Annotated in this window: 7 protein-coding genes; 1 reads left to right on the forward strand and 6 read right to left on the reverse strand. The window is 69.6% G+C overall.

Going from position 1 to position 12,331, the window contains the following annotated elements:
* Positions 1 to 20: 20 nt before the first annotated feature.
* The 3 genes from rpoB to MTES_RS04765 all read right to left on the reverse strand — a co-directional run bounded on the left by rpoB (position 21) and on the right by MTES_RS04765 (position 6,120).
* On the reverse strand, positions 21 to 3,515 hold the full coding sequence (gene rpoB, locus MTES_RS04755; RefSeq protein ID WP_013584066.1) for a DNA-directed RNA polymerase subunit beta: 3,495 nt from the start codon (positions 3,513 to 3,515) through the stop codon (positions 21 to 23).
* A gap of 272 nt (positions 3,516 to 3,787) precedes the next feature.
* Positions 3,788 to 5,374, reverse strand: coding sequence for an urea amidolyase family protein (locus tag MTES_RS04760; RefSeq protein ID WP_013584067.1), 1,587 nt, complete (start codon positions 5,372 to 5,374; stop codon positions 3,788 to 3,790).
* The gene (locus tag MTES_RS04765; protein WP_013584068.1) at positions 5,368 to 6,120 is read right to left on the reverse strand and encodes a LamB/YcsF family protein; all 753 of its coding nucleotides are present in this window, start codon (positions 6,118 to 6,120) and stop codon (positions 5,368 to 5,370) included. The genes MTES_RS04760 and MTES_RS04765 overlap by 7 nt, the downstream gene beginning before the upstream one ends.
* A gap of 342 nt (positions 6,121 to 6,462) precedes the next feature.
* Between MTES_RS04765 and MTES_RS04770 the strand changes: the two genes are divergently transcribed.
* A complete protein-coding gene (locus tag MTES_RS04770) occupies positions 6,463 to 8,130 on the forward strand; it encodes an ABC transporter ATP-binding protein (RefSeq protein WP_013584069.1) in 1,668 nt (555 codons plus the stop codon).
* A 345-nt stretch (positions 8,131 to 8,475) separates the two neighbouring features.
* Here MTES_RS04770 and MTES_RS04775 read toward each other — a convergent pair whose 3' ends face one another.
* The 3 genes from MTES_RS04775 to MTES_RS04785 all read right to left on the reverse strand — a co-directional run bounded on the left by MTES_RS04775 (position 8,476) and on the right by MTES_RS04785 (position 12,241).
* Positions 8,476 to 9,435: an ABC transporter permease gene (locus MTES_RS04775; protein ID WP_013584070.1), complete on the reverse strand. Its 960-nt coding sequence runs from the start codon at positions 9,433 to 9,435 to the stop codon at positions 8,476 to 8,478.
* Positions 9,432 to 10,436 carry an ABC transporter permease gene (locus MTES_RS04780; RefSeq protein WP_013584071.1) on the reverse strand — a complete coding sequence of 335 codons (1,005 nt, stop codon included), beginning with the start codon at positions 10,434 to 10,436 and terminating at the stop codon, positions 9,432 to 9,434. The genes MTES_RS04775 and MTES_RS04780 overlap by 4 nt, the downstream gene beginning before the upstream one ends.
* Positions 10,437 to 10,570: 134 nt before the next feature.
* A complete protein-coding gene (locus MTES_RS04785; RefSeq protein ID WP_013584072.1) occupies positions 10,571 to 12,241 on the reverse strand; it encodes an ABC transporter substrate-binding protein in 1,671 nt (556 codons plus the stop codon).
* Positions 12,242 to 12,331 lie beyond the last annotated feature (90 nt).

Below are 12,331 nucleotides of genomic sequence, written 5' to 3' on the forward strand. Positions count from 1 at the left end.
TGGGTCGCTGAGCTGGGAGCTCAGATCTCGTCGATCGACGAGGACTCGAAGCGGCTGGAGATGTTGATGCCGAGCTCTTCCGCGGCGCGGAAGGCGTCGTCATCCGTGTCACGGAGGTTGACAGCGGTGCCGTCGGCCGAGAGGACCTCGACGTTCAGGCAGAGCGACTGCATCTCCTTCATGAGGACCTTGAACGACTCGGGGATGCCGGGCTCCTGGATGTTCTCGCCCTTGACGATCGCCTCGTAGACCTTCACGCGGCCGAGGATGTCGTCGGACTTGATCGTCAGGAGCTCCTGCAGCGCGTACGCCGCGCCGTAGGCCTCGAGCGCCCACACTTCCATCTCACCGAAGCGCTGGCCACCGAACTGCGCCTTACCACCGAGCGGCTGCTGGGTGATCATCGAGTACGGGCCCGTCGAACGCGCGTGGATCTTGTCGTCGACGAGGTGGTGCAGCTTCAGGATGTACATGTAGCCGACCGAGATGGGCGCCGGGAAGGGCTCGCCGTAACGACCGTCGAACAGGATGGTCTTCCCGCTCGAGTCGATCAGGCGGTCACCGTCGCGGTTCGGGATCGTGGAGTCGAGCAGACCCGCGATCTCGTCCTCGAACGCACCGTCGAACACCGGGGTCGCGACCTTGGTGCCGGGGGCGGCTTCGCGAGCCACCTCGGGCAGGTGTGCGGCCCACTCCGGGGTGCCCTCGACCTTCCAGCCCTGCTGGGCGATCCAGCCGAGGTGGAGCTCGAGGACCTGACCGAAGTTCATTCGACCGGGGATACCGAGCGGGTTGAGGACGACGTCCACCGGGGTGCCGTCGGCGAGGAAGGGCATGTCCTCGATCGGGAGGATCTTGGCGATGACACCCTTGTTGCCGTGGCGGCCGGCGAGCTTGTCGCCCTCGGTGATCTTGCGCTTCTGGGCGATGTAGACCACGACGCGGCGGTTGACGCCCGAGCCGAGCTCGTCGTCTCCGTCTTCGGCGTTGAACTCCTTGACGGCGATGATCGTGCCCTGCTCACCGTGGGGCACCTTCAGCGAGGTGTCACGGACTTCGCGACTCTTCTCGTTGAAGATCGCGCGGAGCAGACGCTCTTCGGCGCTGAGCTCGGTCTCGCCCTTGGGCGTGACCTTGCCGACGAGGATGTCGCCGGGGCGGACCTCGGCGCCGATGCGGACGATGCCGCGCTCGTCGAGGTCCTTCAGCAGGTCGGGGCTGACGTTGGGGAGATCACGCGTGATCTCTTCCTTGCCGAGCTTCGTGTCGCGGGCGTCGACCTCGTACTCCTCGATGTGGATCGAGGAGAGCGTGTCGTCCTTCACCAGGTCCTGGCTGAGGATGATCGCGTCTTCGAAGTTGTGGCCTTCCCACGTCATGAACGCCACGAGGAGGTTCTTGCCGAGGGCGAGCTCGCCGTTCTCGGTGGCGGGACCGTCGGCGATGACCTCGCCGGCCTCGATGCGCTCACCGGCGGAGACGACGACGCGCTGGTTGTACGACGTGCCCTGGTTGGAGCGGTCGAACTTGCGCAGGAAGTAGTCCTGCGTGCCGCCCTCGTCGAGCTGGACGGTCACGACGTCGGCCGAGACCTCCAGGACGACACCCGACTTCTCGGCGGTGACGACGTCACCCGCGTCGATGGCGGCGAAGCCCTCCATACCGGTACCGACCACGGGCGACTCGCTGCGCACGAGCGGCACGGCCTGGCGCTGCATGTTGGCACCCATGAGGGCGCGGTTCGCGTCGTCGTGCTCGAGGAACGGGATGAGCGAGGTCGCCACCGACACCATCTGGCGCGGCGAGACGTCCATGTAGCCGATCTCCTCCACCGGGAAGAGGTCGACCTCGCCACCCTGACCACGGCGGGCCAGGATGCGGTCCTCGACGAAGTGGCCGTCGGCCTTGAGGGCGACACCGGCCTGAGCGACGATGTGGTCGCTCTCTTCGCTGGCCGTGAGGTAGTCGATCGTGTCGGTCACGCGGCCGTCGACGACGCGGCGGTACGGGGTCTCGATGAAACCGAACGCGTTGATGCGCGCGAACGAGGCGAGCGAACCGATCAGACCGATGTTCGGGCCTTCCGGCGTCTCGATCGGGCACATGCGGCCGTAGTGCGAGGGGTGGACGTCACGGACCTCGACGCCGGCACGCTCGCGCGACAGACCGCCGGGGCCCAGCGCCGACAGGCGACGCTTGTGGGTCAGACCCGCGAGCGGGTTGTTCTGGTCCATGAACTGCGACAGCTGCGAGGTTCCGAAGAACTCCTTGATCGCGGCGACGACGGGGCGCACATTGATCAGGGTCTGCGGCGTGATCGCCTCGATGTCCTGCGTGGTCATGCGCTCGCGGACGACGCGCTCCATGCGGGACAGACCCGTGCGGACCTGGTTCTGGATGAGCTCGCCGACGGCGCGGATACGGCGGTTGCCGAAGTTGTCGATGTCGTCGGTGTCGAGACGGATCTCGGCGGGCTTGCCGCCACGGACGCCGTCGAACGAGACGTCGCCGCGGTGCAGGCGGACGAGGTACTTGATCGTGGCGACGATGTCGTCGACGGTCAGCACCGAGTCGCTGAGCGGCTTGTCGAGGCCGAGCTTCTGGTTGATCTTGTAGCGACCCACCTTGGCCAGGTCGTAGCGCTTGGCGTTGAAGTAGAAGTTGTCCAGCAGCGCGCGGGCGGCCTCGGCGGCGACCTGCTCGCCCGGACGGAGCTTGCGGTAGATGTCGCGGAGGGCGTCTTCCTTCGTGAGGATCGTGTCCTTGGACAGCGTCTCTTCGATGGAGTCGAAGCCGGCGAACTCGGCGAGGATGTCTTCGCTGGTCAGGCCGAGGGCCTTGAGGAAGACGGTGACCGACTGCTTGCGCTTGCGGTCGATGCGGACACCGACCTGGTCGCGCTTGTCGATCTCGAACTCGAGCCAGGCACCACGCGACGGGATGACGCGCGCCGACACGATGTCCTTGTCGGACGTCTTGTCGGGGGTCTTGTCGAAGTAGACACCGGGCGAGCGCACGAGCTGCGACACGACGACACGCTCGGTGCCGTTGATGATGAACGTGCCCTTGTCGGTCTGGAGCGGGAAGTCGCCCATGAAGACCGTCTGCGTCTTGATCTCACCGGTCTGGTGGTTCATGAACTCGGCCTCGACGTACAGCGGGGCGGCGTAGGTCTTGCCGCGCTCCTTGCACTCTTCGATCGAGTACTTCTCGGGCTCGAGGTAGGGGTTGGTGAACGAGAGCTGCATCGTCTCGCTGAGGTCCTCGATCGGCGAGATCTCTTCGAAGATCTCCTCCAGACCGCTGATCTCAGGCACGTCGGTGCGGCCTTCGGCCTGCGCCTCGGCGACGCGGGCCTTCCATGCGTCGTTACCGACGAGCCAATCGAACGACTCGGTCTGCAGCGCGAGCAGATCGGGAACGGTCAGCTTGTCGGAGATCTTCGCGAACGAGAGGCGAGATGCGCCGCGTCCGCTCTTCGGGGTGGTGGTGGATGCGTTGCTCGCAGCAGCCAAGGGAATAACCTCCAGAAGCCCGGGCGAGGGGCTCGTGATTCCTTGTCGTCAGGTGGAGTGCGTTCCTGCCCCGATAACCTGCTCGTCACACACCGCGGTGAAGCGGGGACGGACAGGCTCAGCCGACCACCATATGAGGGCAGGGGGAATCGAGGAGCGCAAAGTCCAAGCATACGCGGGAGGACTCGCCGTGTCCAGTCCAATTCTTGACGCGTTTGCGGACCTGCGGTATAACCGCGTGCGCCCGTCGAGCATTCCCTCTGCGCAGGGCGTCAGACGCGCCGGAACCGCACGCGATCACCGGCCCGGGCCTGCCCCCACGCGTCGAGAGTGGCATCCGTCACCACGGCGATCACGGGGTATCCACCGGTCACGGGGCCGTCGGCCAGCAGCACGACCGGCCGCCCGTGCGGAGGGACCTGGATCGCCCCGGGACGCATGCCCTCGCTCGGCAGCTCGTCGGAGCGGAGCCGGGGCAGCCCCGGCCCGTCGAGACGGACGCCGACGCGATCGGCGTGCGTCGACACCTCCCACTCCGTGTCGATGAGCATCGACAGCGCCTCGGGGGCGAACCAGTCCGCGCGAGGGCCGGCCGCGACCTCGACCTCGATGAGGGCCGACGGAACGGACCAGGGGAAGACGTCGAGAACGGGGATCCCGGATGCCGGGACCCCGGCGTCCAGGACATCGCCGGCGCGCACCGGCGCGGGACCGAGACCCGCGAGCACGTCGCGGGACCGCGAGCCCAGCGCGGCGGGCGCCACGACTCCCCCGCGCAGAGCGAGGTAGGAGCGCAGCCCGGCACGGGGAGGTGCGATCGAGAGGTCGGCGCCGGCGGGGACCCGGACCGGGACGTAGAGGTCGCGGGCTCGTCCGCCGACGTGCAGCTCGGTCAGCGCACCGGTCACGCACACCCAGGTATCGACCTCGGCCCGGGCGCGAAAGCCCCCGAGAGCGATCTCGAGGCCCGCGGCATCCTCGACGTTTCCGACGAGGCGGTTGGCGATGCGGAGCGCGGAGCGGTCGAGAGCCCCCGATCGCGCGACGCCGAGGGCGGCGCGACCGGCGCGCCCGAGATCCTGCACGGTGGTGAACCCGCCGGCGGCGAGGACGCGGAGGGCGGCGCGGGGACGCGAGGGGGCGACCGAGGAGGCTGAGGTCGTCGAAGCCTCCGCGACCATCGACGGGGTTCCGGTCCCTTCGACGGGCTCAGGGACCTGGGTGGAAGCCGCGGCGATCCGGGCGCGCTCGGGCACGAAGCGCACACGCGCGCGAGGAGGAAGCAGCACCGGGCGGGCGGCATCCGGATCGAAGAGGACCGCGTCGGTCGTCCCGATCAGTCGCCAGCCTCCCGGGGTCTCACGGGGATACGCGCCGCTGAAGGCACCCGCGAGGCCCACCGCCCCCGCCGGAACGCGGGTGCGCGGCTGGGCGAGACGCGGAACGTCGAACGACCAGTCCTCGCTCACCAGGTAGCCGAAGCCGGGGGCGAAGCCCGTGAAGGCGACGGTCCACTCCGGGGTGGAGTGGCGGGCGATGAGGTCCGCGACCGGGATGCCGAGGAGCTCGGCGGTCTCGTCGAGGTCGGCGCCGTCGTAACGGATCGGCATCTCGACGAGGGGGCCCGGGGTCGTGGCATCCGGAGTCTGCCGGGCGGCGGCGCGGATCCAGGAGCGGACCGCATCCGAGGAGATGCGCGCGGGATCGAACGCGACGAGCACGGTGCGCGCCGCGGGGACGAGGTCGTCGATACCGGCGGGCGGGTCCACGGCGAGCGCCGCGTGCAGCGTGAGGACGTCCGCGAGGTCGGCGACCTCGGCGAGGACGGCGCGCTCCCCCATCGGGAGCAGCGTCACCACGGCGCGTGCACCTCGACCCCGGCGTCGTCGAGGGCCGCGCGGACGGCTCGGGCCATCGAGACCGCCGAGGGCGTGTCGCCGTGCAGGCACAGCGAGGCGGCGTCGACGGCGATGCGCGTGCCACTGACGGTCTCGACGTCTCCGTCTCGCACGAGCCGCAGCGCGCGCTCGGCGACCTGGGCCGGATCGTCGATGAGCGCCCCGGGCTCGCCGCGCGGCACGAGACCACCGGCGATCGTGTACCCCCGGTCGAGGAACGCCTCGTGGACGAAGGGCAGACCCGCGGATGCCGCGACGTCGGCGACCACGCCCGGGAGGCCGAGCACCGGGAGGGCGCGTCCGAGGCGCGACGACAGGTCGGCGACCGCTTCGACGACCGCCCGCGCGTGCTCGGCGTCGTCGCGGACGGCGTGGTAGAGCGCTCCGTGCGGCTTGACGTAGCGCAGGTCCGCACCGGCGGCCACGAGGGCGTCGAGCTGCGCGGCGACGCTCTCGCGAAGATCGGCGGCCGCGGGGTGTCGACGGAGACGGCCGAAGTTCGCGCGGTCGTCGTACGAGGGGTGGGCGCCGACGGCGACATCGAACCGCGCGGCCCGTGCGACGGCCTCGCGCATCGAGGCGGGATCCCCCGCGTGCCCGCCGCACGCGACGTTGGCGCTGGAGATGACGGCGAACATCGCCTCGTCGTCGGCGGTCGGCATCCCGTCGACGGTCTCTCCGAGGTCGGCGTTCAGGTCCACGCGCATGCTGCCACGCTAGCGGCGCGCGGCGGGCGGGGACTGCGCGCCGCACGGCTCCTGCAGATCCGGCGCGACGGGCACCCGCCGACACCCGCGGGCGCGGATCTGCAGGAGTCGTGCGCCGCGCCGCGGGGGCGGCGGCACGCCCGCGGCGGGATCTCCCGCGGCGGCTCAGCCCTGCCCGGGGTCGGGGGCGGTGCACATCTCCTGCAGAACGCGCTCCTTGGTCCCTCCCGGCCGGCGAGGATGCGGATGTGCAGGAGTCGTGCGTCCGCCGGCGCGTTACGTCCGCGTGACGATCGGCCGGAAAGGCTGGGCAGGAGCGCCCGGGCGGGACAGGATGGAGGGATGACCTCCGATGTCGCCGGTCCCCCCGCTCCGGCATCCCCCCTGCCCCTTCTCTCCGTCCGCGATCTCGCGGTCGACTTCGCCACCATGGACGGCCCCGTGCGCGCCGTCGACGGGGTGAATCTCGACATCCACGCGGGTGAGACCATCGCCATCGTCGGCGAGTCCGGCTCCGGCAAGTCGACCACCGCCATGGCGATCATCGGCCTGCTGGCCTCCGGTGGCCGCGTCGCCCGCGGGCAGATCCTGCTCGACGGCGAAGACCTCACGACCTTCGGCGAGGCCCGCATGCGCCAGGTGCGCGGGAGGCAGATCGGTCTCGTACCGCAGGACCCGATGTCGAATCTCAACCCCGTCGCGAAGATCGGCACGCAGGTCGCCGAAACGCTCCTCGCCCACGGACTCGCCGACCGCTCGAGTGTGAAGGGCAAGGTCGTCGAGGCGCTCGAGGCCGCCGGACTTCCGGATGCCGAACAGCGCGCGACGCAGTACCCGCACGAGTTCTCGGGCGGCATGCGTCAGCGCGCGCTCATCGCGATCGGCCTCGCGTGCCGGCCGCGCCTGCTCATCGCGGACGAGCCGACCAGCGCCCTCGACGTGACCGTGCAGCAGACGATCCTGGACCAGATCGACAAGCAGACGAACGAGCTCGGCGCCGCCGTGCTGCTCATCACGCACGACCTCGGCCTCGCCGCCGAGCGCGCGTCGAAGGTCGTCGTGATGCACCGCGGACGCGTGGTCGAGCAGGGCCCGGCGCGGCAGATCCTGGAGAGCCCGCAGCACGCGTACACGAAGTCCCTCGTGGCGGCTGCCCCGTCGGTCGCGGCGGTGCGCCTGCGCCCCGAGGACTTCCGCAGCGAGCGGCCCGTCGAAGTCGCGCGCGACAACATCGTCAAGATCCAGGGCCTCACCAAGGTGTACCCCGTGCGCGGTCGCGGTGAGGACTTCCGCGCCGTCGACGACGTCTCGCTGTCGATCCCGCGCGGTCAGACGGTGGCGATCGTCGGCGAGTCCGGATCGGGCAAGACCACCACGGCCCGGATGCTGCTCAAGGTCGTCGAGCCGACAAGCGGCTCGATCCGCTTCGACGGCCAGGACGTGTCGACGTTGAAGGGCGACGCCCTGCGGCAGTTCCGCCAGAAGGTCCAGCCGATCTTCCAGGACCCGTACTCGAGCCTGAACCCCATGTTCACGATCGAACGGATCGTCGAGGAGCCCCTCTCCTTCTACAAGCGCGGCTCGAAGGCCGACCGATCGAAGCGCGTGCGTCAGCTGATGGACGACGTTGCCCTGCCGGCATCCATGCTCCGTCGCTATCCCTCGGAGCTGTCGGGCGGGCAGCGGCAGCGCGTCGCGATCGCCCGCGCCCTGGCTCTCTCGCCCGAGCTCATCGTGTGCGACGAGCCCGTGTCGGCGCTCGACGTGCTCGTGCAGGCGCAGATCCTCGACCTGCTCGGCGACCTGCAGCGCGAGTACGGCCTCAGCTACCTCTTCATCTCGCACGACCTCGCGGTGGTGCGCCTGATCAGCGACTACGTCTGCGTCATGAAGGACGGGCGCCTGGTCGAGGCGGCATCCAGCGAAGAGGTCTTCACCAACCCGCGCGACCCGTACACGCGGCGGCTGCTCGCGTCGATCCCGGGGAACGAGTTGGGGCTCGCGGGCTGACGCGCGGGCCGGGGGCGGTGGTGGCTCTGCTCGCGGAGCATGTCCCACTTATGACGGTGCATGTCTCAGAAATGGCCGGCACAGCGGGCGCCGACCAGCCATTAATGGGACATGGATGCCGCGTGTGCCGGTTGCAAGGGTGCATGTCCCACTGATGACGGTGTATGTCCCGGAAATGGCCGGCCCAGCGGGCGCCGACCAGCCATAAGTGGGACATGGATGCCGGGACACCGACGCCGGGACATGGATGCCGGGACACCGACGCCGGGACATGGATGCCGGGACACCGACGCCGCGGCCCCGACCCGCGCGAGCGGGACGGGGCCGAAGCAGCGCGGCGAAGGGTTACCGCGCCCGCGTGCGCGGGTCCATCGCCTCGCGGAGCGACTCGCCGAGCAGGGTGAAGCCCAGCGCCGTGACGGCGATGCAGATGCCGGGGAGGAACGCGAGCCACGGGGCGATCGCGAGCTCCGCCTGCGCGTAGGTGAGCATGCGGCCCCACTCGGCGGTCTGCGGCAGGCCGCCGCCGAGGCCCAGGAACGACAGCGCCGCGGCGTCGATCACGGCGGTCGCGAGCGTCAGCGTGCCCTGCACGATGACCGGGCCGACGCTGTTGGGAAGGACATGGGTCATCGTGATCGTGCGGCGGCTGAGGCCCAGGGTCTGCGCCGACAGCACGTAGTCGGCGCCGCGCTGCTGCAGCATCGAGGCGCGCAGGAGCCGCGCGAACACCGGGACCTGCGACGCGCCGATGGCGATCATGATCGCGAGCTGGCTCTGTCCGAGGATCGCGGCGATCGACACCGCGAGCAGCAGGTTCGGCACCGACAGCAGGATGTCGACGAAGCGCATGACGAGAGCGTCGACCCACCCGCCGAACATGCCGGCGAGCAGCCCCAGGAACATCCCGCCGATCAGGCCGAGAGCGGTCGAGATGACACCGATCTGCAGCGATGCCTGCGCACCCCAGATGAGCTTGGACAGCACGTCGCCGCCGAATCGGTCGAGGCCGAGGGGGAACTCCGCCATCTCCCCGGGGCCGGGGATGTCGGTCGGGGTGATGAAACGCTGGCCCGGTAGCGACTCGGCCGGGTAGGGCGCGAGCAGGGGCGCCAGGGCGGCGACGAGCAGGAAGGCCAGCACGATGATCGCGCCGATCCAGGCGACGGGACTGTGCCGGAGCCGCCGGAACACGTCGTGCCAGAAGCCGCCGCGCGTCTGGGCGGAGAGCAGCTGCGCGTCCACCACGGCGTTGTCGTCGACGGGACCGCCGCTGGGGGCGGGAGGGAGGATCGAAGAGCTCACTGGACTCTCACTCTCGGGTCGATGACGCTGTACGACAGGTCGACCAGCAGGTTGATGAGCGCGTACGCGATCGCGATGAAGATGATGAAGCCCTGCAGCACGGGGAAGTCGCGCGTGAAGATCGCCCGCGCGAGGAACTGCCCGATGCCCGGGAAGGCGAACACCGTCTCGGTGAGCACCGCCCCCGAGATGAGCAGACCCGCCTGCAGCCCCACGGTCGTGACGACGGGCAGCATCGCGTTGCGCAGGATGAAGCGGTTGCGCAGCGTCCCCGTCCCGATGCCCTTCGCCCGGCCCGTGCGGACGTAGTCGGCGTTCTGCACCTCCAGGACCGAGGCGCGCGTGATGCGCACGATGATCGCGAGCGGAATGGTGCCGAGGGCGATCGCCGGAAGGATGAGGTGCAGGATGGCATCCCACGAGGCGTCGAATTCGCCCGTGATCAGACCGTCGAAGACGTACAGGTTCGTATAGTGCGTCGCGTCGATGCGGGGGTTCTGGCGGCCGTCCGAGGGCAACCAGCCGAGCTGGACGGCGAAGACGTACTTGAGGATGAACGCGAGGAAGAACACCGGGATCGTGATCCCGATGAGACTCAGCACGACCGCGGTGTGATCCCAGACCTTGCCGTGCCGGCGTGCGGCCCAGTATCCGAGCGGGATGCCGATGCCCACCGCCACGATGAGCGCGGCGACCGAGAGCTCGAGGGTCGCGGGGAAGCGGCGGACGAACTCCTCGAGCACGGGCCGCCCCGTCTGGATCGAGGAGCCGAAGTCGCCGGTGGCGAGGCGCCCGAGCCACGTGAAGTACTGCACGTACAGCGGCTCGTTGAAGCCGTAGAGCTCGTTGATGCGCTCGACGGCCGCGGGGGTCGCACGCTCACCGAGGAGGGCGACGGCGGGACCGCCCGGGAGCGCGCGCACCCAGGCGAAGAGCAGGATGGAAAGGCCGAACAGGGTGGGGATGAGCAGAAGCAGGCGTCTGCCGATGGTGCGGAGCACGGATTCTCACAGGGTGTCGGGAGCGGGGGACGCGGGATGCCGCCGGCCCGGCCGTCCGAGAGGGCGGCGGGCCCGCGGCATCCGTGTGCCGTGGGCTCCTCACCTCGACGGCGAGAGAGCCCACGGCATCCGGATCACTGGGTGAGTTCGATCTCGTTGTAGACCTCGTCCTGCACGGGGCTGGCCGGGTACGACTTCACGCGGGGCGCGAAGGCGAGCGTCGGCACGGGGTTGGCGAGCGGGATCCCGGGCAGGAACGTCGCGATCTGCTCGTTCACCGCCTGGTAGGCCGGGTCCTGCTCGGCCTCGGTCGCGATGCCACGGGCCGAGGTCAGGGCCGAGAAGAGCTCGGCGTTGTCGAAGCCCCACTCGTTGGACTTGGCGCCGAAGAACGTGCCCACGAAGTTGTCGGGGTCGTTGTAGTCACCGGTCCAGCCGAGGAGATGGATGCCGTGGTCGCTGCCGCCCTGGATGAGGTCGAGGTACTCGCCCCACTCGTTCGACACCGGGTTGAGCACGATGCCCACGGCCTGCAGCTGCGACTGCAGGTTCGTGAAGATCTGCTCGGGGTTCGGCATGTACGGGCGCGAGATGTTGACCGGGTAGTTGAAGGTCAGGGTCAGCGGGTTCGCCTCGGTGAACCCGGCCTCGGCGAGGAGCGACTTGGCGGCCGCCTGGTCGAAGTCGTACGTCGTCACGCCGGAGTTGAAGCCGATCACGCTGTCGGGCATGAACTGGGATGCCACGGTCGTGCCCTCGGGCAGGACCTGGGTGACGAGCTGCTGCTTGTCGATGGCGTGGGCGATCGCCTGGCGCACGCGGATGTCGCTGAGCGCGGGGTTCGCCTGGTTCATGCCCAGGTAGAGGATGTTGAACGGGTCGCGGTTCGTGAGCATGTAGCCCGCGCTCTCCAGAGCGCCCAGGTCGGCCGGGGCGACGAGGTCGTACCCGTCGATGGAGCCGGACTCCAGGGCCTGACGGCGAGCGGTGGTGTCGCCGATCACGCGGAAGATGACCTGCTGGACCTGGCCCTGCTCGCCCCAGTACCCGTCGTAGGCGCTGACGGTCGCCTCGGCGCCCGGCTCCCACGAGTCGAATTTGAAGGGGCCGGTACCGGTCGGGTGCGCCTGCGCGTACTCGCTGAGCGTCGGGGCCTCGGACGTGCCGCCGACCTCGTCGGCCTTGTACTCCTGGAGCGCCGCGGGGCTCTGGATCGCGAAGGCGGGGAGCGAGAGCGCGGGGATGAAGCCGGCGAACGGCTCCGTGAGCGTGATCGTCACCTCCGTCGGGCTCGCGGCCTCGCAGCCGCCGTAGATCGAGGTGCCGGTGTCGGCGTAGCCGCGCATGATCTTGCCCCAGTAGTAGGACAGGCTCTCGGACTGCGCGATGCCGGTGAAGTTGTTCTGCCGGTCGAAGTTGAAGCACACCGCGTCGGCGTTGAACTCGGTGTCGTCGTGGAACTTCACGCCCTCTTTGAGCTGGAACGTGTACGACAGGCCGTCGTCGGACTGCGTCCAGCTCTCGGCGAGCATGGGGGCGGGATCAGCCGTCCCGGGCTCGACGCCGACGAGCCCCTCGAAGATCTGCCGGGAGATGCGGAACGACTCGCCGTCGCTCGCGAACGCGGGGTCGAGGCTCGAGGGATCACCCGAGGCGCCGAAGACGAACGTCGAGTCGACGTCGCCGCCGGCGTCACCGCCGCCGCCGTTGTCGTCGCGCTGGCTCGTGCAACCCGCGAGGGCGAGCGCGCCGATGGCGATGGTCGCGCCGGCCGCGAGCACGCGGGTACGGAGATTTCCTTGCATTTTTCGTTGTGCCTTCCGGGGGGAGGAAAGGAGGAGCCCGACTGCGCTGTCACCTCGTCGTGCCGCGCTCCGCTTGCTGTTCCCCCGACC

It is taken from the genome of Microbacterium testaceum StLB037 (assembly GCF_000202635.1).
Classification (GTDB): domain Bacteria; phylum Actinomycetota; class Actinomycetes; order Actinomycetales; family Microbacteriaceae; genus Microbacterium; species Microbacterium testaceum_F.